The 19,099-nt window shown below is 67.5% G+C and carries 26 protein-coding genes and 2 pseudogenes; 11 read left to right on the top strand and 17 right to left on the bottom strand.

All coding sequences use genetic code 11. The annotated features are described in order from the left end of the window. The first annotated feature begins 24 nt into the window (after positions 1 to 24). The gene (locus ACIBJB_RS05810) at positions 25 to 240 is read left to right on the top strand and encodes a hypothetical protein (RefSeq protein ID WP_069757814.1); all 216 of its coding nucleotides are present in this window, start codon (positions 25 to 27) and stop codon (positions 238 to 240) included. 265 nt (positions 241 to 505) lie between these two features. Here ACIBJB_RS05810 and ACIBJB_RS05805 read toward each other — a convergent pair whose 3' ends face one another. The 3 genes and pseudogenes from ACIBJB_RS05805 to tap form a co-directional block, all read right to left on the bottom strand. Further along, positions 506 to 754, bottom strand: a complete 249-nt coding sequence (locus tag ACIBJB_RS05805; RefSeq protein ID WP_398926908.1) for a hypothetical protein — start codon at positions 752 to 754, stop codon at positions 506 to 508. Further along, entirely contained in the window at positions 739 to 1,215 is a 477-nt protein-coding gene (gene tpg / locus ACIBJB_RS05800; protein ID WP_398928377.1) for a telomere-protecting terminal protein Tpg, read from the bottom strand. The genes ACIBJB_RS05805 and tpg overlap by 16 nt, the downstream gene beginning before the upstream one ends. Positions 1,216 to 1,221: 6 nt before the next feature. Then, positions 1,222 to 3,333 (bottom strand): annotated as a pseudogene (gene tap, locus ACIBJB_RS05795) (telomere-associated protein Tap); the annotation flags it as partial. Between the two features lie 268 nt (positions 3,334 to 3,601). Here tap and ACIBJB_RS05790 point away from each other — a divergent pair. From ACIBJB_RS05790 to ACIBJB_RS05780, 3 genes are all read left to right on the top strand, one after another. Then, positions 3,602 to 4,015, top strand: coding sequence for a hypothetical protein (locus ACIBJB_RS05790; protein ID WP_398926906.1), 414 nt, complete (start codon positions 3,602 to 3,604; stop codon positions 4,013 to 4,015). Between the two features lie 60 nt (positions 4,016 to 4,075). Then, positions 4,076 to 4,672, top strand: coding sequence for a dihydrofolate reductase family protein (locus tag ACIBJB_RS05785; RefSeq protein WP_398926904.1), 597 nt, complete (start codon positions 4,076 to 4,078; stop codon positions 4,670 to 4,672). A gap of 484 nt (positions 4,673 to 5,156) precedes the next feature. After that, the gene (locus tag ACIBJB_RS05780; RefSeq protein WP_398926902.1) at positions 5,157 to 5,561 is read left to right on the top strand and encodes a hypothetical protein; all 405 of its coding nucleotides are present in this window, start codon (positions 5,157 to 5,159) and stop codon (positions 5,559 to 5,561) included. A 257-nt stretch (positions 5,562 to 5,818) separates the two neighbouring features. Here ACIBJB_RS05780 and ACIBJB_RS05775 read toward each other — a convergent pair whose 3' ends face one another. Then, positions 5,819 to 5,941: a hypothetical protein gene (locus ACIBJB_RS05775; protein WP_398926901.1), complete on the bottom strand. Its 123-nt coding sequence runs from the start codon at positions 5,939 to 5,941 to the stop codon at positions 5,819 to 5,821. Between the two features lie 163 nt (positions 5,942 to 6,104). On the opposite strand from ACIBJB_RS05775, the gene ACIBJB_RS05770 reads away from it, so the two are divergent. Next, positions 6,105 to 6,545, top strand: a complete 441-nt coding sequence (locus ACIBJB_RS05770) for a hypothetical protein (RefSeq protein WP_398926899.1) — start codon at positions 6,105 to 6,107, stop codon at positions 6,543 to 6,545. A gap of 42 nt (positions 6,546 to 6,587) precedes the next feature. Here ACIBJB_RS05770 and ACIBJB_RS05765 read toward each other — a convergent pair whose 3' ends face one another. Continuing rightward, entirely contained in the window at positions 6,588 to 6,827 is a 240-nt protein-coding gene (locus ACIBJB_RS05765; RefSeq protein ID WP_398926897.1) for a hypothetical protein, read from the bottom strand. A gap of 186 nt (positions 6,828 to 7,013) precedes the next feature. After that, a complete protein-coding gene (locus tag ACIBJB_RS05760) occupies positions 7,014 to 7,694 on the bottom strand; it encodes a GNAT family N-acetyltransferase (RefSeq protein WP_398926896.1) in 681 nt (226 codons plus the stop codon). A gap of 496 nt (positions 7,695 to 8,190) precedes the next feature. Here ACIBJB_RS05760 and ACIBJB_RS05755 point away from each other — a divergent pair, with 496 nt between their 5' ends. Further along, positions 8,191 to 8,481: a DUF6262 family protein gene (locus ACIBJB_RS05755; protein WP_398926894.1), complete on the top strand. Its 291-nt coding sequence runs from the start codon at positions 8,191 to 8,193 to the stop codon at positions 8,479 to 8,481. An 86-nt stretch (positions 8,482 to 8,567) separates the two neighbouring features. Then, positions 8,568 to 8,762 carry a hypothetical protein gene (locus ACIBJB_RS05750; protein WP_398926892.1) on the top strand — a complete coding sequence of 65 codons (195 nt, stop codon included), beginning with the start codon at positions 8,568 to 8,570 and terminating at the stop codon, positions 8,760 to 8,762. An 11-nt stretch (positions 8,763 to 8,773) separates the two neighbouring features. Here ACIBJB_RS05750 and ACIBJB_RS05745 read toward each other — a convergent pair whose 3' ends face one another. Then, positions 8,774 to 9,343: a hypothetical protein gene (locus ACIBJB_RS05745; RefSeq protein WP_398926890.1), complete on the bottom strand. Its 570-nt coding sequence runs from the start codon at positions 9,341 to 9,343 to the stop codon at positions 8,774 to 8,776. Between the two features lie 171 nt (positions 9,344 to 9,514). Continuing rightward, positions 9,515 to 9,855 (bottom strand): annotated as a pseudogene (locus ACIBJB_RS05740) (transposase); the annotation flags it as partial. On the opposite strand from ACIBJB_RS05740, the gene ACIBJB_RS05735 reads away from it, so the two are divergent. Continuing rightward, the gene (locus ACIBJB_RS05735) at positions 9,812 to 10,186 is read left to right on the top strand and encodes a DUF6431 domain-containing protein (RefSeq protein ID WP_398926888.1); all 375 of its coding nucleotides are present in this window, start codon (positions 9,812 to 9,814) and stop codon (positions 10,184 to 10,186) included. The pseudogene ACIBJB_RS05740 and the gene ACIBJB_RS05735 overlap by 44 nt on opposite strands. 95 nt (positions 10,187 to 10,281) lie before the next feature. Here ACIBJB_RS05735 and ACIBJB_RS05730 read toward each other — a convergent pair whose 3' ends face one another. The 3 genes from ACIBJB_RS05730 to ACIBJB_RS05720 all read right to left on the bottom strand — a co-directional run bounded on the left by ACIBJB_RS05730 (position 10,282) and on the right by ACIBJB_RS05720 (position 12,658). Then, on the bottom strand, positions 10,282 to 10,791 hold the full coding sequence (locus ACIBJB_RS05730; protein WP_398926887.1) for a hypothetical protein: 510 nt from the start codon (positions 10,789 to 10,791) through the stop codon (positions 10,282 to 10,284). Positions 10,792 to 11,471: 680 nt separating this feature from the next. Further along, positions 11,472 to 12,257, bottom strand: a complete 786-nt coding sequence (locus ACIBJB_RS05725; protein WP_398926885.1) for an SDR family oxidoreductase — start codon at positions 12,255 to 12,257, stop codon at positions 11,472 to 11,474. Positions 12,258 to 12,295: 38 nt separating this feature from the next. Then, entirely contained in the window at positions 12,296 to 12,658 is a 363-nt protein-coding gene (locus ACIBJB_RS05720) for a nuclear transport factor 2 family protein (RefSeq protein ID WP_398926883.1), read from the bottom strand. Between the two features lie 78 nt (positions 12,659 to 12,736). Here ACIBJB_RS05720 and ACIBJB_RS05715 point away from each other — a divergent pair, with 78 nt between their 5' ends. Together ACIBJB_RS05715 and ACIBJB_RS05710 are read left to right on the top strand one after the other, a co-directional pair. Next, on the top strand, positions 12,737 to 13,594 hold the full coding sequence (locus ACIBJB_RS05715; RefSeq protein WP_398926881.1) for a MerR family transcriptional regulator: 858 nt from the start codon (positions 12,737 to 12,739) through the stop codon (positions 13,592 to 13,594). 59 nt (positions 13,595 to 13,653) lie between these two features. Then, the gene (locus ACIBJB_RS05710) at positions 13,654 to 14,505 is read left to right on the top strand and encodes an IS5 family transposase (RefSeq protein ID WP_398926880.1); all 852 of its coding nucleotides are present in this window, start codon (positions 13,654 to 13,656) and stop codon (positions 14,503 to 14,505) included. 28 nt (positions 14,506 to 14,533) lie between these two features. Here ACIBJB_RS05710 and ACIBJB_RS05705 read toward each other — a convergent pair. The 6 genes from ACIBJB_RS05705 to ACIBJB_RS05680 form a co-directional block, all read right to left on the bottom strand. After that, a protein-coding gene (locus ACIBJB_RS05705; RefSeq protein WP_398926878.1) for an IS5 family transposase occupies positions 14,534 to 15,351 on the bottom strand; the annotation gives its coding sequence in 2 pieces (ribosomal slippage) (positions 14,534 to 14,988 and positions 14,988 to 15,351; 819 coding nt in all). A gap of 51 nt (positions 15,352 to 15,402) precedes the next feature. Beyond that, complete coding sequence (locus ACIBJB_RS05700) at positions 15,403 to 15,549, bottom strand: hypothetical protein (protein WP_398926876.1); 147 nt, start codon at positions 15,547 to 15,549, stop codon at positions 15,403 to 15,405. 566 nt (positions 15,550 to 16,115) lie between these two features. Continuing rightward, positions 16,116 to 17,294 (bottom strand): hypothetical protein, encoded by a 1,179-nt coding sequence (locus ACIBJB_RS05695; protein WP_398926874.1) that lies wholly within the window; start codon positions 17,292 to 17,294, stop codon positions 16,116 to 16,118. Continuing rightward, on the bottom strand, positions 17,291 to 17,521 hold the full coding sequence (locus tag ACIBJB_RS05690) for a hypothetical protein (RefSeq protein ID WP_398926872.1): 231 nt from the start codon (positions 17,519 to 17,521) through the stop codon (positions 17,291 to 17,293). Before ACIBJB_RS05690 ends, ACIBJB_RS05695 begins: the two co-directional genes overlap by 4 nt. A 45-nt stretch (positions 17,522 to 17,566) precedes the next feature. Further along, positions 17,567 to 17,893, bottom strand: coding sequence for a helicase associated domain-containing protein (locus ACIBJB_RS05685; protein WP_398928375.1), 327 nt, complete (start codon positions 17,891 to 17,893; stop codon positions 17,567 to 17,569). Beyond that, positions 17,890 to 18,726, bottom strand: a complete 837-nt coding sequence (locus ACIBJB_RS05680; protein WP_398928373.1) for a helicase associated domain-containing protein — start codon at positions 18,724 to 18,726, stop codon at positions 17,890 to 17,892. Before ACIBJB_RS05680 ends, ACIBJB_RS05685 begins: the two co-directional genes overlap by 4 nt. Here ACIBJB_RS05680 and ACIBJB_RS05675 point away from each other — a divergent pair. Then, positions 18,631 to 18,888, top strand: a complete 258-nt coding sequence (locus tag ACIBJB_RS05675) for a hypothetical protein (protein ID WP_398928451.1) — start codon at positions 18,631 to 18,633, stop codon at positions 18,886 to 18,888. The two genes, ACIBJB_RS05680 and ACIBJB_RS05675, sit on opposite strands and share 96 nt — an antisense overlap. The last annotated feature ends 211 nt before the right edge of the window (positions 18,889 to 19,099 follow it).

Raw genomic sequence — 19,099 nt, 5'->3', positions numbered from 1 at the left:
GCGTGTGACGGGGAGGGCGGGCCGGTGGTTCTGTCGATCAATGTTGCGGTTCTGCTGGCGGTCATCATCGTCGTGCGGCTGCGGAGGCGTACGGAGGCCCGGAGCCGGAACGACGAGAAGCTGACCGTCGTGATCGTGTTGGTTTTCGGCGTACTGATCGCCCCTACCGCGTTCGGCCAGACCGTCTTCGATGTCGTCGGCCAACTCGCACAGGGCGTCACCCAGTCGGGCAGTCCCTGAGCTCTGTGCCCTTGTCGGGCCCGCTGTCTCGAGGCTGCGGCGGTGTGGTACCGGCTACGGAAGAACCGTCAGTACTGCTCCAGGCGTAGGCCGGCACCACCGGCTTCGTCGGCCTGCACCAATGGGTGGAGATCCGGGAGCGGCACTTCCCGCCGGCGCTTCCCGACCCCGACCACACCATCGAGTAGACCGGCACGGTGCCGACCACGCTGCCGCCGACCCCGTCCAGGACTGCGACCATGGCTGGTCAGCGGGTGTTACGACGCTACGCGCCGTTTGGAGCGGGGAGCTGGATCCCCCTGGCGCGGGAGACCCAGTGGATGCGCTGCCGCGGCGGCAGCAGGCTGTAGTCCAGGGTGCGCAGCCCCGATCCCTCGGTCAGATGCCACGGCGCGATCCTCCACAGGCTGTCGTGGTCGGGGACCGGTTCGACCGGGCAGCCGGTCAGCACCAGGTCCCAGCGGTCCGTGCTCCCGTTGTCACGGTCGTCCTGCGCCGTCACTGTGCCGAGCACCTGTGGGAGTTCCTGCCCGGCCTGCTTCGCCGTGATCTCGTGTTGCGGGCGTCGAACAGGTGCTGTGCGTAGGCCGGAGGGAGGTGCACGGTGAGGCGCCGGAACCGTCCGTCGTCGGTCGTGCCGATGGGCGCGGTGTAGCCGAACCGGGCCCTGGTCTCCACTGTGATCCCGCCGGTGGTGGCGGCCTGCTGTTGCCGGCGCTTGCGGACTTGCGGCTGCCATCGCTGCCGTACCGCGTCGTCGATCTTCGCGGCGATGTCGGGGCGGGCGTGTTTGCGGGCGCCGCGCCGGTAGCGGTTGACGGAGTCGGCGGTGACCACGATCTCCTGCGCGACGGCCTTGGCGCTGCCCAACTGCCGGATCAGGTAGCCGATCTGCCCCTTCAGCGTCTTCGGCGGCTGGCGGGTGAAGGACTCCCGGTCGGCCCGCTCGATCGCGTCGTCGGTCTCTCCGGCCACGGCCTCCTCTCCTTCGTCGAGGACGGCGTCGCCGCCCTTGATGTGGTGGGCCGGGTCGAGGCCCTTCTCCATCAGGTCGACCGCCCACAGCATCGACTGGACGCCCTCCAGCTTCGCCAGGCCCGGGGTGGGCCCGAGACGGAACCCGCCCGGCTGCGGCTTGCCGGACGCTGCGTACCGTAGGAAGTAGAGCGGGCTGTCACCGGGGCTCGGGTAGACGACGCAGTCAGAGAGCACGGCGAGCGGGTACAGGCCCGTCATCTTGACCATGTTGTTCAGCTTGCGATGCATGTTCACCCGCGCCTTACTGATGACGGCGGCGCGGATGTCGGGGCGCCAGGTCGGGCGCTCCAGGGCCGGCCACCGCTCGCCCTCCTTGTAGCACTTGCCCTGCGGACGCTCACGCAGCTTGCCCACGCCGCCCTTGACCGTGGCCTTGATGGCGGACAGAACGGCGGACAGGGCCGGGTCGACCTGCTTGTGGTGCTCCATCGCCGCCAGGAATTCGGTGTCGGAGTGGTCCTTGGTGACGCCGAGGTCGGCGAGGGTGTCGACGTAGGCGGTCTTGAGGCGGTCGTGCCACGGGTCCAGGTAGGCGCCGGTCTCGCGGCGCAGGTACGCCTCGATCGGGTGGACGTTGTAGCCGAGCTCTTGGGCGTAGGCGACGGTGTGCGTCTGATACCAGGCCCGCCCGGTCGGGCGGGCGCCGTCCGGCGTGAACGGGGAGGGCAGGCGCGGGTCCAGCTCGATGTGGGAGAGGTCGACCAGCCAGGAGCCGGGGATCTTCGGGTTGAACGTCGGGGCGTGGAAGTGATCGGGTGCGGAGAGGCCGACGACCAGGCGGGCCGCGGCGGCGAGGAACGCGGTGTTGAGGTCCAGGCCAGACGGCGAAGGGCAGCACGCACTCCTCATCGGTGAGCAGGTCCACCGACCGCACCCACTGGTACGCCTCTTCGTTGAGGAAGCCGCCGGTCCAGTCGGAGTTCACGACGACGGGGTGTTCGGGGGTGGCCTCCGGCGGGGCCGGGTCCATCGGTTCCGTACCCAGCGAGCCCGGGTTGTGGGCGGAGACCCAGTTGCCGGTCTTTTCGTCGCGTTCCGGCTTCGTGGGCGGGCGCAGCGCCGTCATCAGCTCCAGCCCGGACACGGCGGTGGAGCCTCGCGGGGTGATGACCCGCTGGGCGTAGACACCGAGGACGCGGGCAATGTCGGCCGGCTCCATCTCGCTCACGCCGGGCCAGGACCGCTCGTCGAGGGCGTCCCAGGACAGGATCGCGAGCTGCACGTACTGCCGCTCGCGGCCCTGGGCCTTGCGGTAGATCCGCGGCCATGGGCCGAACCCGCGCTGCGTGAGCCGCCATTTCGCCTTCGCCACCTGCTTGACCACCGGGTGATCCTCCGCGAGCCGCAGGGAGCGGCGCTGCTCGTGGCCCTCCAGGCGCTCGGGCAGTCCGAGCTTTACGGCGGCCGCGGCGGTGAGCACGGTCAGCGGGTCGGAGTCCTTGTCGTACCGGTTGAGCTTCGCGGCACCGAGGCCGGCTTCGCGCAGCGTCCACTCCACCAGCTCCGGGATGGTGGTCGCCGGGCAGTCGAGCACGATGCCGTCGACGCCGTACGCGGAGCCGTCACCGTCCAGCACCGCGAGCGGACCATGCGGGAACCGCGAGTCGACGGCGGGCTTGACGGCCTTCTTCGCCGCCGGACGCCGCGACGACGTCGCCGGGCGCGCGGTCGGACGCTCCGGCGCGGCTGCGACGGCAGGCGCCTGGACCCGGACCGACTCGGACGCCTCGGACACGGCCGGCCTGGTGAACGTCTCCGGAACCGGCTCCGGCCGGAGCGCGGGAGCAGAAGCGGGCGCAAGTCCGTGGGCCGGGTACTTCGCCGCCCAGCCCTTCAGGAGCCGCTGTACGCCTCCAGGCACGGCGACTTCGGCTCCGAGCGGCCGTTCTCGTAATTCTTCACCGTCTGCGTCGTCGTCTTGAGCGCGGTCGCGAGGCGGGCTGGGTGATGCCGGCGGCTTCACGCAGCCGGGCACGCTCCGTCGGGGGGCGGGAGCTGAGGCTTCTCCTCCAGCAACGCGTCAATGTTCGCGAACAGCTCTTCCTCGGATGCCATATCTGTCTACCTCCACCCCGAACACTTCCAGCGTTTATCCCCGCATTTAACCCGATCGAATTTCATTTGGAGAGGGTTGTGGACGGCGGCAGGCAGCTGCGCCGGTCCTGTGTCTCACAGCTGAAAGGGGCGCCTCGCAACGCCTCTACCAGGTGAAACGCTGTGTGAGGCTCACGGGAGCGGCGGGTACCAGCCCACACCCGAGGACCTCGCCGGCGCGAGTAGCTGGCCCCTCACGCCTGCCCCCAGGGGATGTACCGAGGTTCAGGTGCCCGAGGCCGGACAGGCGCGTCACTTGGTCGACGAACCGGCCGGTGAACAGGCGCCTCGCCGACACCTCGCCGTACCGGTCGATGTGCGCGAACACGATCTCGTGGTCTTTCGCAGTGCGGGTGCGCCAGTCCAGGACCTGCTCGCGGGTCAGGTCCTCGAGGACCAGCTCCTGGTCGCCGTCGACGTCGGCGGTGATGGCGATTCGTGGAATCGGCCACCGGTACTCCTCGCCTCAGATGGTCCGTTCCTGGAGGGACTGGGAAAATGCGGCGAGCGTGGATCGGTCGATGAGTCGGGGCGGCCCGTCGATCAGTACGCTGGTTGTGTCTGCCTTGAGGATGCGAACACCATGGCCGCGACCCCGCTGCGCGCTTGCGGGGAGTCCGCCCGGCTTGTCGCCGGCCGATGAGTTCTTCTCCGTCCAGGGGTCTGTTCATCACTGGCAGATGCGAGAGACGGAGAGATTCCCATGGGCAAGGTCGTCACCTCAGCGTCGGTGTCCCTCGACGGGTTCATCGCCGGCCCGGCCGAGACGGGGTTCGAGCACCTCTTCGCCTGGCACCACAATGGCGACATCGAGGTCCCATCCGCCGACCCACGCTGGAGCTTCCGGCTGTCCGAGGCGAGCGCGGATCATCTGCGTCAACAGATGCGGGTCTTCGGAGCATTGGTGGTCGGCCGACGCCTGTTCGACCTCACTCACGGCTGGGGCGGCAGCCACCCCTTCGGCGTACCGGTCTTCGTCGTCACCCATCGGCCCCCCACCGACTGGGCTCATCCGGAGGCCCCGTTCACGTTCGTCACCGACGGACTGGACAGCGCCGTGCGGCAGGCCAAGGACTGCGCCGGGGAGCGCGTCGTCGGCGTCGCCGCGGGCGACCTTGCCCGCCAGGCCCTGGACGCCGGGCTGCTCGACGAAATCCACGTCGACCTGGTCCCCGTACTCCTGGGCGGTGGCTCCCGCTTCATTGAAGGCCTCACCAAAACGCCCGTCACACTCGGCACCCCCCCCCGCGTCGTCGAGAGCTCCGGTGTCACTCACCTCTACTACGAGGTCAACAAGTAGGCGGCTGCGTGACAGACCAACCAGCGGACCAGGGGAAGATCCCGGGCACCGCCATGACACAGGCCCGCATCCCGCCATGGGTGGGGAACCAAGCCGAGCCAGGCTGAGGCGGCAGCAGTCACGGGGTGGCCGAATTCAGGAAGCGCCATCAGCGGTCTCCGGCTCAGGTGCGGCGGGCGCCGGACGGGGAGCGGCCAGCACGACCGGGGCCGAAGGCGCGTCCGGCCCCTCGATGGTCCGGACGCGCGGCCGCGGCTTCGGCACGGCCTTTGCGGCCGCGGCCTGCCTGGCACGAAGCGGGTGATCACGCCCTCGCCGAAGCATGATCCCTCATCACCTGGCCACCTTCAAAGGCGATCTCTAGCACATCGAGTGCTTCGTTGTCTTTTGTTTCGACCAGCCTCGAAAGCATGGTTGGTCCCAGTGGCTACTGCGACGCTGGTCGTGTCCACCAACGGGGGTGGCAGGACCGGAAGGACACACAATGAAGCGCATCCTTGCCTCACTCGGCGCCGCGGCGGTGCTGGCGGCCGGCGCGGTCGCCCTGACGCCGGCGAGCGCGTCGGCGGCGAGCGGCTGCTGGGGGAACGCGGGCCAGAAGACCGGACCCGGCGGCCAGACGTACAGCGCCCGCTACTGCCACAACTACCAGGGGAATACCGTCGGCCAGGGCACCCGGGTCACCGGCTACCTGTACGCCGGTGACAACTGGTTCGTCTGCCAGTTGAAGGCGGGCGAGAACGAGCCGGTCGGCAGCGCCCGCAACAACTGGTGGCTCTTCACTCAAGGCGATGAGGCCTACGCCGACGGAGGCTGGGGCTGGTTCCCGGCCAACAAGGTCTCGGGCGGCAACAACTACGAGCCCATCCCGGGCCTGCCCTTGTGCTGACGCCCGTCCGACGGCGGGGTTCCGGCTTCCTCGGAGGAGGGCCGGAGCCCCGTCTCCGTGCTGTGCCACGCCGTTGTATCGTCCGGAGGCCGCGCCCGAGACAGAGCGGGAGCCAGGGGGCGGGTGATCGTGAACCCGCAGTTGAGGCCAGCGGGCGGAGAAGGCCGGACAGCTGCGACAGGAGACGACGAACGGCCAACAGAGGGTGCTGCCACTTGGTCCCCCAACCGCTCCGTCAGCGACACCAACTCCTCAGCTCACAGGCCGAGATGCTCCTCCGTCACATCCACCAGCATGACCTGACCAGCATGATCTCTCATCACCTGATCACCTTTGAAGACGATCTCTAGGCGCAGCCCGTCGACGGGGAGGGCGGCCACGGCCTGGTCCTCGCGCTCGCACACGGGGTCCGGCAGATCAGCGGACGCACCACGGCCTTCGCCGGAAAGGCCGTCAGAGAGCGTAAGAGACAAGGCTGATCGGCGGATTCGGCTGGGCGCGGCCGGTACGGTGCCGGGTGAGACGTCGGTAGCGGGGGAGAGCGTGGCGAAAATTCGAGACCGCGATGAGGTGCTGGGCTACGGGGTGACGGCAGCGCTCTTTCTGCCCGGGGTTGCCTACCTCGGGATCATCAACGGCCACCAGTTCATCGCCAACGACTTCTATGCCTTCATGTACTGCCTGGCCAGCGTCGGCTTCGCGTCGGTCCCGCTGATGGCATGGCGCCGGGACGGCGGCTGGTACGCCGACCCTGGCTTCGTCCGCTCCGCGTGGTTCCCGTGGCTGTTCACGACCATGCAGGGCGTCGCCTACAGCTTCACGCGCGGCGACGCAAACGTCTTCGTGCTGATCTTCGGCTGGGGCGCGTTCATCTACGCCGGCATGGTCGCCCTGTACTTCCTCGCTCGCGCGCTCTGGGGTGCTGCCGACGACCAGGCCGTGCCCGTCGGCGAGGACGCCGTGCGGGCGGAGACCAGCGTCTGACCCTCCGCCGCTCACGCCAGCGCTCCGCTTCGGTCACGGCGGCTACCAAACTACGAGCAACACGATGACCAAGACTCCGACACTCATCATCGCGGTGTTCTTTGCTCTCATGCCGACGACCATCAGGAAACCCATGATGCCCGTCGCGCCGTACTTGAAATTGACGGTGTAGCCGAGGTTCAGGTGCCCGAGGCCGGACAGCCGCGTCACCTGGTCAACGAACCGGCCGGTGAACAGGCGCCTCGCCGACACCTCGCCGTACCGGTCGATGTGCGCGAACACGTCCTCGTGGTCCTTCGCGGCGCTGGCTTGTACGTGGGTTTCGACGCTGCCGGTGGCTCAGGGACGACACCTCCGGTACTGGCGGAGACTGAGGCGCCGGCCACACAACGCCGGCAGTTGAGCTGCGACCTCGCCGTCCATGGCGAGTGGAAAGAAGCTGGTGCCTGTCGGGGTCGTGCAGCTGGGTTACGAGGTCGCCTCCTGGAGGCCTGCGCGACTGTCGTCCGAAAGGCCGAACATCGGCAGACAGGGAGGCAGCCCGACGATCGACACCGGGACATGCTGGTGCATCTCCCAGCGGGCTCGCGTCAGTCTCAGCCGCCGCATAATCGCAGGTTGGCCACGCACCACATGCCGCTCGACCCCGTCGAGTTCGTAACCGTGTTTCATGGATACGGTGAACGAGGAGGCGTTGTCCTCGAAGGCACCCGACATCGCATCGAGCGCGTTCAGGCCGTCGAAGGCGAGGTGCAGCACTGCGGCACGCATCTCCGTACCGATCCCTTGCCGCTGGAACCGTGCCCCGAGCCAGGAGGCAGTGCTCACCTCCCGCAGCATGGCAAAATCCCGGGCCGCGATGGTCTGCAGGCCGACGACCTGGTCATTTTCAAAGACAACGAGGTTCAGGGCCCAGTTCTCAGGTGACCAGTTCCCCCTGCGCAACCAGTGGTGCTGCACCACCGAGCGCGCCCGGTCCGCTGGAGGCAGGTCGGTCCACGGCACGATGAAGGGCATGCGGTCCGGTTCGTGGATGCCTTCTGCCGCAAGCTCACCCAACTCGGCAAGCTCATCCTCGCTGGGCAGTCGCAACTCCAGGCGCTGGGTACTCAGACGCAGTCCCACCAGGGGCCAGTGGTCAATCAGCATGCGTCATTGTCGAAGACGAAAGCAGTCCCGGTCATCTGATTTCCACGCTCGGGCAGACACGAGGTTCGACCTGTGAGTCACCGGCGCGGCGGGCGACGCACACCCAAGTGGTGTCACTTCCGATGGACATTCCCGAGTGCGTGGGTGGTCTCCGAACTCACGTCATTGGCTACCCACCGCGACAGCAGCGTGTAGCCCTGGTCATCCAGGACCAGGAAGTGATGGTGGGTCTTGCCGCAGTCGGTCCCCCCCCATATCCGGCTCATCGTGCTCCAGCTCGTCGTGCGTGCAGTGCGTACCACAGACGACCTCGCCGGCATTGCTCTACACAGCGACCTGTTCGCAGTTCCCAATCGGCGGCCGAGTCGCCGTGGGGAGCCAGGCGGCCAAGCTTCGTAAGCCACGTTCGGCAACCGCATGAAAGCCACACCCAGCTCCCCTGGGTGCCACAACCCTACGAATGGCTGGGGCAGACCCAGGAAGAAGGTAGAGCCGCATGAACACCGCCACCATTCCCGAACCCCGCACCGCGTCGGCCCTGGTCGCCCGCCGCCGCAAGACCGAAGCCGCCGTTGATCGCGTTCACCAGGCCATCGCCCGGCTCCGACGCGAGAAAGCCCAGATCAGTGTCGCCGCCGTCGCACGCCGAGCGGACGTCTCACGCACCTTCCTCTACGACAACGTCGAGGCCAGAGCTGCGGTCGCCGCAGCGACGACGTATGTCGGCGAACGGCGGTCGGGGATCCTCGTCGAGCAGGACGACGAACGCGAGGCGAACGGGCGCTGAACGCCGAGGACGCCCTCAAGGCCGCCAACGCCGAGATCCTCACCCAGCGCAACCACATCGGCGAACTCCTCGGTCAGATCCGGGACTTGGAAGCCGAATGGACCGAGGAGGCCATCCAGCGGATCACCACCGAGAACACCACCCTCAAGCAACGAGTCCGCCAATTGACCGCCGACAACCGCACCTTCGACGAACGGCTCAAGGCCACCCGCTCCAACCTCCGCTTCCAGGACCGACGCATCGCCGACCTCGAAGCCCGGCTTGCCGACCCGCTCTGTTGAGAGGAAACGGCCTACCCCCGTAGCAACCGTCGGCGCAGGGCTTCCTGCTCTGCGCTACGTGTAGGGGCGGGCTGCTGCGGCGCAGGCATGCTGGGCGCGTGAGCGACGGCGTGGTCGATGCGGTCGCTGCTGCGGATGATGTCTGCATCGGACTGCGGCGCCGGCCATGTCACCAGGAGGTAGTCCTCCACCGGCTCGGCACTGACCTTGTCCGGAAGGACGTTGCGGCCTCGCGCGTGAACGCGCAGCCGGTACCAGCCCGGTCCCGCCGGACTGAGGGGTTCGAGTTCCTCGACCGGGCCCTGCTCGAGGGACTCGACCCGGAGGAGGCCCGTGGGGGCGTGCACACTGACTTCCACGATCTCCTCCCAGGAGGCATCCACCGACGCGGCCGGTGGACCGGCCAGAGCGATCGCAGCTGACCGGATCACACCGGTGTGGATCCCCGTGACGATGAGGGCACCCTGGGACATGGGGACGGCGAGTCCGTTGCTCCAGTCCGCCGTCTGGACAGGGATTTCCCCGGCGTCGAGGACGCCGAAGGTGCCTTCGGGCACGTACACGTTGCGGGTCGTGGTCATGGGTCTCTCCCGGCTGGTGCGTCATCGCTCCGAGTGGAAGCGTGCCATGGTCTGCCCGCGTGGGCCGCGAAGCGCTGCGAACTCTGCCGCCTGGGAAGGCGCTGGCCGCGGTGTGGGCCGCTCGTTCGTCCGGGGACCAGCCCGGCTGGCCCTGTAGTAGTTGGTAGTCGTCTGCTTTGCCCAGTCGACGAGCTTGCCGGCGTAAGCGGAGTCGGCCCAGACGATGGTGATCTCGGGGGCATCAGGCGGAGGCGGAAGAGGATCTCTTTCGCAGCGGCGGCATCGTGCAAGTCGGCGGGGGTGACCATGACCATGAGGGGCAGGCCGCGGGTGTCGACGACCAGGTGGCGCTTGCGTCCGTTGATTTTCTTGCCTGCGTCGTAGCCGCGGGTGGCCCTGGAGACGGTCTCGGCTGCCTTCACGCTCTGAGAGAAGATCACGGTGGCCACCGCTCGGGGGCCTTTGCCCATGTCTCGGCGGATCCGGCTGGCGAGATGGTCACGGATCTGGCCGACGGTACTGATCGTGGACACCGAGGTGCTGCTGGTCGAACAGCAGTTGCGGGAAGGCAAGTTGAAGTGCCCATCGTGCAAGGGGGCCCTCGCGCCCTGGGGGCACGGCCGGCCGCGGGAGGTATGCGGTGATCTCGGGGCCCGTTTGTTCGTGCGTCCTCGCCGCTCTAGGTGTTCAAGCTGCCAGGTCACGCACGTGCTGCTGCCGGAGGCGATCTGGCCGCGCCGGGCGGATGCAGCAGAGACGAGACGACCTCGCCTGTCGACGCGACTCCCGAGCCGAGGCCGGGCGCGACCGCGCACGCTCCCGCCACGACGCCCCTCCCGGTGAATCCCTGACGTAGTTGCGCTCCAAGTCGCGGATGGTCTTTGCCGGTGCCGCCCTCGTGCGAGGCGGTGTGCGACACCGGGATCCGTCAAGGCACCTCAGTGTGAGGAACGGCAGGTGTTGTGGTGGGCGATGTCGAGGACGAACCGCTCGGGGCGGTGCAGTTGCTTCGTCGTGTAGGAGGGCTTGCTGCCGAACGCGGCCCCGAAGGTGACGACGCCCTCGAAGTCGCCGGTCAGTGCGAAGCCCTTGAGTTTCGGCAGACTCAGCTTGATCAGACGCGGGCCTTTGTAGACGTTCCTGCCCGCGTTGTTGTGGGCTGCGGCTGGGGAGAGCTTGATCTCCAGGAAGTGCTTCCCGGCCAGCGGGACCTTCTTCCCCGAGCTGTCGTAGCGGAGTTCCTTGACACGCGTGACGGTGGTCGGCGGGAGCTTGCCCTTCACATCGATGACGACCCGGTCGAAGGAGCAGTGACCGGCGATCCTGGCGTTGACGACCAGACTCGTGGACGGTGCCGGGGACGTGGCGGCGGCAGAGGCCGACGCCGCGGTGCCGGCCAGCAGGAGTGCGCTCGCGGTGATGGCCATGAGGCGATGGCGGGTGTACATGACGCCCCCTTATGAGACGTCGGGGACAGGTTGTCACAGTATGAGACATATGTGAGGTTCATACGGTTGCACGCTTTGGTGATTGATTCTCATGTACTGAGGTGCGACCGCCGGCCTCGATGATCGCCGGCTTAACCGCGGTCGGCACAGGCCCGGGTGATCTGCGGCTGGGTGAGGCGCAGTCGCCAGAACGCGTCGCGGGCAGCGTCGCGGTCCAACCCTCTCAACGATGTTGTCCAAACGGTACGCGTCGGGGGAACGCAGGCTGGTCAGGACCTGGATGACGGGAGCGAGCTCCAGGTCGAAGGGCGGGGGCGGTACGACCGGTTGGGCGGATGACCGGTCCGTGATGTGCGTGGTCATGTGTTCTCCCTGCGGTAGTCAACTGGGTGTCTGCCTGCCCCAGCTCACGGGTCATCGATACATGTCACGCGGCCCGATGCGGCCCGCCATCTGGTGGGTCAACCCGAGCGCGCACACGCAAACTGGTGACGCTCAGCCGGTCTGGAGCCGCGTGGCGCGATCTCGACGACCAGGCGAGCGCCGGAAGCGCGACGACGGCGTCGTCGACGCGCTTCTCTGTGTTGCCGACCAGCGTCTGAGAGTTCTCCTTGTGAAGGGGAGGGTTCCGCCGTCGGATCGAGCCGTTCGCGAGTGGCTACTCGGAGCCGGTGCCTGGCTCAGACGGTCGGGACGGTGCCGCCGTCGATCACGTACTCAGCTCCTACGATTGCCGAGGCGCGGTCTGAGACCAGGAACCCGACCACGTCCGCGATTTCCTCGGTGTTCGCGAATCGTCCCAGGGGTACTCCTCCGAGGGAGTCGTAGATGGTCTGCTTGGCTGCTTCACGTGTGAGTCCGTTGCCCTCGGCGATCCGGTCCACGAATCTTTCGTAGGCTTCGGTCTCGATTCCGCCGGGGCTGATTGCGTTGACCCGTACGCCGCGCGGCGCGAGCTCATTGGCAAGTCCCTTGCTGTATGTGCGCAGCGCGGCCTTCGCTGCTGCGTAAGCCAAGGACGCGTCGTACTGGGGCAGCTCACGCTGGATTGAGGTGAAGTGCAGCACCACGCCCGACCCAGACCCGATCATTGCCGGGAGAAGAGCTCGATCCAGCCGCACGGCTCCCAGGAGGTTGAGGTTCAGCTCGGTGAGCCACTGGTCATCGGTGATGACCGCGAATCCACCAGACGGCGTCGACGCCCCTCCGACGACGTGCACCAGGATGTCGAGTGCGCCGGCCTCTGCGATTCGAGCGGCCACGGCGTTGGTGCCTTCTATCGTCAACAGGTCCGCTTCGATGAATCGGTCAGTGTGCTCGTACCCGTCGGGCATCGTTCGTGCCGTCACGTACACGTCGGCACCCATCTCTCGCAGTCTCTCTACGACGGCCTTGCCCGAGCCCTTCGAACCGCCCGTGACCAGCGCCCGGCGACCGTCGAGACGATCGCGATCTGAACTAGACATTTTTCTCTCCACTGAAGATCAAGGTAGCGCGGGTTCGGTCAGGCTGGGTGGTTGGCGATGACGAGTTCGGCGACGAGGTCGTCCCGCAGCGCGAACCGGTAGTCGAGCTCGGCGACGCCCCCCGGGAAGGTGCCCTCGAGCCGCACGGTTACCACCCAGTGGGTGTCATCGACTCGGCGAGCGCCGATCTGCTCGCTCGTGTACTCGAACTCGGACCCGGCGTCCCGCAGGAACGCGTGAGCCTCCTCTCGGCCGCGGAAGGTCTCGCCCTGGTCGACGACGACCGCATCCTCGGCAAGGAACGACGAGGCGGTGTCGGCGTCGCGGACGACGTGGGCGGCGAAGAACTCGCGCACGGTGGTCGGGAGCAGATCAGACGGGAGATCGGTGTGCTGTGTCATGAGCCCACCGTGTGACTTCACGGCGCGGGAGGTTCAAGCCGTGGACTCTCCCCCAGGGGGAGCGTTCAGAATGAGGGGATGCTGACCATCGGGGAGTTCTCGCGGCTGACCCACTTGAGCGTGCGGACCCTGCGCCGGTATCACGAGGCGGCCTTGCTGGAACCTGCCGTGGTGGACGAGACCACCGGTTACCGCTACTACGGCGTCGACCAAATCCCGACCGCGCAGGTCATCCACCGGCTCCGCGAGCTCGACGTCCCCCTGAGCGATGTGCAGCGGATCCTGCGGACCCCCGACCCCGGCGTCCGGGCGGCCCTGGTCGCGGACCACCTGCAACGCCTCGAGGACGCGCTCGACCGCAACCGGGCCGCGGTCGTGTCGCTGCGCCGCCTGCTCCGGCCCGACCCCGCGCCGATCGACGTCGAGCTGCGCGCGGAGCCCGCCCGGACGGTCGCGGCGGTGGAGGCCGTAGTCGAGCATCGCGATATCGCGACCTGGTACGCAGGCGCGATGGCCGAATTGGAGGCGGCCGTCGGCGCCGCCGTGACCGGACCGCCGGGCGGCAGCTACGACAACGCCCTTTTCGAGCACGAGCGAGGTCACGCGGTCGTCTACCTGCCGACCGCTGCGCCACCTCGCACCGGACGCGTACACCCCACGATTCTGCCGGCCGCCGAACTGGCCGTCACCACCCACGTCGGCGAGCACGACGGCATCGAGTCACGTACGGCGAACTCGGGACCTGGGTGGTGGAGAACGCGATGTCGGTGGCCGGCCCGGTGCGGGAGGTCTACGTTGTCGGCCCCCGTGACACAAGCGATCCCGCTGCGTGGCGCACCGAGATCGGCTGGCCGGTCTTTCGTGTCACCTGAAGCGGTCAGTGCGGTGCAGAGTCTTGGAACGACGGGCGCACGCCTTAGAGGGCATCTGATCTAGGTAGTTGGTGTTCTGGGATAGTTTTGTGACTGGTGCTGTTGGCGGTCGTTGGACGAGGCGTGAGTGCTCGTCGTCCGTACCGCAGTGACGTGTCCGACGCCCGCTGGGCCTTGATCGAACCGGTCTTCACCGCCTGGCGGGCGAGACGGACCGGACCTGGAACGGCAGCTCGGGTGCACGATCTGCGGGAGATCGTGAACGCGATCCTTTATGTCAACCGCACCGGCATCCCGTGGGAGTACCTGCCGCACGACTTCCCGCCGTACAAGACCGTCTACGACTACTTCGCGAAGTGGGAAGCCGACGGCACCACCCAGCAGATCCACGACCTGTTACGCGACAAGACCCGCCGATTCCACGGCCGCCGAGCGGAGCCCACCGCGGCCGTGGTGGACGCGCAGAGCGTGAAGACCTCGGCAAATGTCGCCGAGACCAGCCAGGGCATCGACGCCGGCAAGAAGATCAAAGGTCGCAAGCGGCACCTGATCACGGACACGCTCGGTCTGGTGCTGGCCGTCCTGGTCACCGCCGCGAACGTGCACGACACCACCGGCGGCAAGCTCCTGCTCGACGACCTGGCCGCGGCACATCCCAGCGTGTCCAAGGTCTGGGCCGACGGCGGTTACCAGAACAGCATCTTCAACCACGGCGCCGGTCTGGGCATTGATGTCGAGGTGGTTCAGCGGCCGCGGGCGAAGGGGTTCGAGCCGCTGCCGAAACGGTGGGTGATCGAGCGAACCTTCGGCTGGCTGATGCAGCACCGCCGCCTGGCCCGGGACTACGAAGCCCTCCCGCAGAGATCCCGGACGATGATCCACTGGGCCACGGCTAACAAAATGTCCCGCGAACTGACCGGAGAATCCACACCAACCTGGCGAATCGAAACGGACATCCCACTCGCATCCGCGTGAACACTGATCAGATGCTCTCTTAGAACTCCTAACAAAGGCGTTGGACGTGGCGGTGGGTGATCAGGCAGACGGCGAGGCCGAGGAAGGCTTCGTGGATGTCGTCGCGTCGCTCCCATCGGATGCGGAGTCGGCGGAAGCCGTGGAGCCAGGCGTTGGTGCGTTCGACGACCCAGCGGAAGGTGCCCAGGCCGGTGCCGTGCGGTTGTCCCCGTTCGGCGATCGCCGGCCGGATGCCGCGCTCGCGCAGGAGGCGCCGGTATTTGTCGTGGTCGTAGCCGCGGTCGGCGAAGAGCATGTCGGGCCGTCGGCGCGGCCTGCCGACAGCCCCGGCGACAGCCGGCACCTTGTCGAGCAAGGGCAGGAGTTGAGTGACGTCGTTGCGGTTCCCGCCGGTCAGGGACACCGCGAGCGGGATGCCCTGTCCGTCGGTGAGGACATGGTGCTTGCTGCCCGGCCGTGCGCGGTCGACCGGGCTGGGACCGCTTTTGGGCACCGGCGGGCGGCCCGGACGTGGGAGGAGTCGATCACCGCCCTCGACCAGTCCAGCTGGTTCTTCGACCGCAGCTTCTTCAGCAGCACCGCGTGCAACTTGTCCCAGACGCCGGCCTCGTTCCAGGCGGCCAGGCGCCGCCAGCACGTCATGCCCGAGCCGAAGCCCAACTCCTGGGGCAGATACTCCCACTGGATGCCGGTATGCAGCACGAACAAGATCCCGCACAGAGCCTGCCGGTCCGGCACTCTTGGCCGGCCCTCAACCTGCTTCGGCCCCGGCTCGGGCAACAACGGCTCGATCAGCGACCACAGTTCATCCGAGACGATCCACGGCCGCGACTGTCTCTTCCCCACGCAGAGAACAACGAACAGACCCGCCGACAGTCACATGATCAACAACTTTCGTTAGAGCCCGTTACGCTCCTCGCTCTTGAGATCGGCCTTCGCCTTCTGGGTCATCAGCACCGCGCCGGCTGAATTGCGCACGATGGCCAGCGCCCCGAGACGGCGCGGGGGCGGATCGGTGAAGTGGTCACGTCGGCTCTGCGTCATCGGATCTCCGTAAGTTGTTAGGCGGCCCGGGAGGGCCGGATGTGGCTGATCGGGTCTTGCCAGTTGTGGCTCCGAAGGAGTGGCCGTCCGGGTCTCCGGGGCGCCCTGGCTGCTGATTGAGATGTGCGCGCCTTGTGCTGTCGTCGCCCAGTCTTTCTGACTGTTGCTGTGGCTACGAGCAGGGATTTCTCAGTTTTGTGAGTCGTCTTCGTGGTGGCCGGGACGCTCGGAGGGTGGGGCTGAGCGCGGTGGTGGTTTCTGCCTGCGTGTATGTGGTGTGCGCAGGTTGATCGGGTGCAGTGCAGTTTTCCTGGGTCGCTACTTGAGGTGTCGGTGGCGTCAGGGGGCCTGAGGCCTTGCCTCTGGTATTGCGGTGTGGCGGCTAGAATCCGGGTCCGGGGTCGCCGCCGCGGTGTTGGCATTCGGTCGCGGCGTCAAGCCAGTCGCCTGCTGGTTGGATGGCTTGCTCGCGCTCGGGGCCGGAGTCGACTTTTCCGTCGGCGGGGCGGGCTTCGTCGGCGATGTCGCGGGCCCGCTGGCACGGATCTGGAGATGGGCTGGACAGCTCAGCGAGACCGCCGATGACGCTGAACGAGAGGGCGATGACCGCCGCCGCGGCCATCATCAGGCCTGCGCTCCGGTCCTGTATGAGGCGCGGTAAGTGGCGCTGCCAGCGGAAGTACGGGATGCGGTCCCGGCTGTTCACGGTGCTCCCTGTTGAAGTGGCTGAGGCATGGATTCTGCTGAACGTACCTGCTGGATTGGACGTCAGGCGGCGTCCGGGTTGGTGCGGTCGTCGTGGGTGAGGGTGACGCGGGTGGCTTTGCCGGCTTTGCTGGCGGTCGTGGTGGGTGGCAGGACTCGGACGTGGATGAAGTAGACGCGGACGCCGGAGATTTCGGTGTAGGGGGCCAGGCTCCGGGGGTGCCGTCGGTGGGCAGTTCGAGGAGCTTGTCGGTGATGTTGTAGATGATGAGGTAGGCGGTGTGCTGTCCGTAGTCGTGGGCGTACTTGATGATCTGGTGCACGCCTTTGACGAGGTAGCCCTTGCCGCGGCTGCTCCCGTCGAAGATCTTGCCGTCGCAGACGAGGGGGTCGCGGCTGTCGAGTTCTCCGATGAGGTCGGCTTCGCCGGAGGCTGAGCGGGGCTTGGCGTGGGTGACGTGGTCCCCTTCGAGGAAGAGGAAGCGCTGCAGGTCGAGGTTGTAGACCTCTTCGCCGTTGGCGCGGTCGGCTTCGAAGCGGGTGTAGAGCTCTTCGCGGTCGAACCATTCGATGCGGGTTCGGTAGCGCTCGAGAGCGTGCAGGATGCTGCTCTCGGCCCCGACGCGTTCGCTGAGGTAGCCGAAGAGAGGCTGGAGGATGTCTTCGGTGAACTCCCGCCAACTGTCTTGGGGGCGCCCGCTGATGCTGTAGCCGATAGCGGTCTGCCACCCGATCTCGGGATTGTCCGCTTCCTGCTCAGCAATGTGCTGCATCAGGCCCCAGATGAGTACGGCTCGTCCGTCTTCGGTCCGGCTGGGCCAGACGAACTGCCCCCTGCGTGTCAGTCCAGTGCGGAAACGTTCCCGGTCCATGTTCGGCTCGGTGCGGGCGGCTTCCTCGAGGAGGCCTTTGAGGGCTGGTTGGCTGTTGATCCAGGTGACGGCGAGGTGGACTTCGTGGCCGGCGCTGGAGAAGGGCGCGGTCATGAGTTTGCGCAGGCGTTCGCGTACGGCGACCTGGAGGCGTTGCTGGTACTTCACCGGAAGAGGCCTTTCAGGGCTTGTGTGATCTGCTGCTGGACGGCGTCGCCCGCGTTCTGTGCGCTTCCGGTCTTGTCGACCAGCCAGATCTGGGCGTAGCAGCAGGGGCAGGTCACGGCGGTCTGGGCGACGACCTCCGAATAGCGGACCCACATCAGGTATCCGCAGGCAGGGCAGGCCGTTTCGAGGTCCGCGCTGAGGAACTGTGTCGCGAGGGATTCGCCCATGGCGGAATTGTCCCGCATAGGTCTGACAAGTGGTGGTGTTCGGTCCTATCGGGAGCGGATGCCGATGGTGGTGAGGAGCTCTCGCTGGGTGGGGTGGAGGGTGGTCCAGCGGGTGCGTTGCCGCTCGGCCCACCGTTGGAGGGCGGGGGAGTGGCCTTGGCCGGTGTGGTGGTGCAACTTGGCTTGTTGGTAGGTGCGTTGCCAGATGCTGGGCCAGGGTGGGTTCCACCAGGGGTCGAGGGTCTCAAGGACTTGGCTGGTGGTGGGGGAGAGGCCTTCTTGCCGGGCTCTGCGGCGTGTTTGTACGAGCCAGTCGCCCAGGGCGAAGCCGTCGTGGCGGGTGTCTTTGCTGCAGGAGAGGTGACCGTTCAGGGCGGCGTAGGTGCGGGCGTGGGCGAGGCCTGGGCTTGTGGGGTAGACGCGGCTGGTTTTGCGGCGGTGGCCGGCGGTTTCTGAGCTGGGGGGTGACGCCGAGTTCGGTGAGGAGTGGTTGCTGTTGGGGGCGTAGGTGGCCAGGCGGCGTGTTGTGCTCTGATCCAGGTTCGTACGTCGGCCGGTACCCCGTGGGGGCGGGTTTGTGTGGTGCGGGCGCGGGTGCAGGCGCGCTGCCAGGCCAGGTCCCAGGGCGGGTTCCACCACGGGTCGATCGCGGTCAGTGCCTGGTGGCGGGCGCTGGGAGTGGCCTCGCGTCGGGCCTGTTGGCGTTGGTCGTTGAGCCAGCGGCCGAGGGGGAAGCCGTCGTGGACGGTGGAGTAGGCCACGGCCAGGGTGTGGTGGGTGGCGGCGCGGGCGTGGGCGAGGGCGGTCTCGGCGTAGGGGGTGAGGGGCCGGGTGCGAGCGGTTTCGCGGGTGAGGCCGATGTCGGCCAGGAGGCGCTGCTGGCCGCGGTGCAGGTCGTCGTAGCGGGTGCGCTGCACGCGTAGCCAGGTGCGCTGGGCGGGGGCGAAGCTGCGGAAGTGGTGGTCGGCGTCGAGTTGGTGGCCGGCCTTGATCTGGTCGTGGATGTGCTGCCAGGTGCGCTGCCACACCAGGTTCCAGGGCGGGCACCACCAGGGATCGGTTGCCGACAGGGCTTTCGTCCGGGCGGATGGAGGTGTGCCGCGGTCGGCGTGGTCGCGGGCGTGCTGTCGTTGCCGGCGCAGCCACCGCCCGAGCTGGAAGCCGTCGTGGACGGTGTCGACTGCGGCGGTGAGGGTGCCGTGGATGGCGTGGTAGGAGCGTGCGTAGCCCAGGGCGGTGGCGAAGTCGGCCTCGTTTTCGGCGGGCCGGGCGGCGGCACTGCGAGCTTGGTCCGCGGTGATTCCGATGCGGGCGAGCAGGTCGTGCTGGTCGGGCAGGAGCGTGTCGTACTGGTGTGGCGTAGCTGACGTGGCTGCTTAATGATCTTGGTTGTGGCCTGGTGTTGCTCAGTTGTGCTGAGCGGTGGGTCTGTTCGGTGGGTGTGGTCTACGCGAAACCGGGTGTCCGGCGCCGGAGGATGCGTGGGTTGGGCTGGTTGTTTGGCGTTGCGCAATTGGCTGGGTGGGGCGGTGGTTTTTGCGCAGTGTGGTTGGCGCGCCTATAGGTACGGGGGCTTGT

It is taken from the genome of Streptomyces sp. NPDC050759 (assembly GCF_044456945.1).
In the GTDB taxonomy this organism is placed as follows: domain Bacteria; phylum Actinomycetota; class Actinomycetes; order Streptomycetales; family Streptomycetaceae; genus Streptomyces.
Note: the sequence above shows the minus strand (reverse complement) of the source record. Positions and strands in the feature narration are given on the sequence as shown.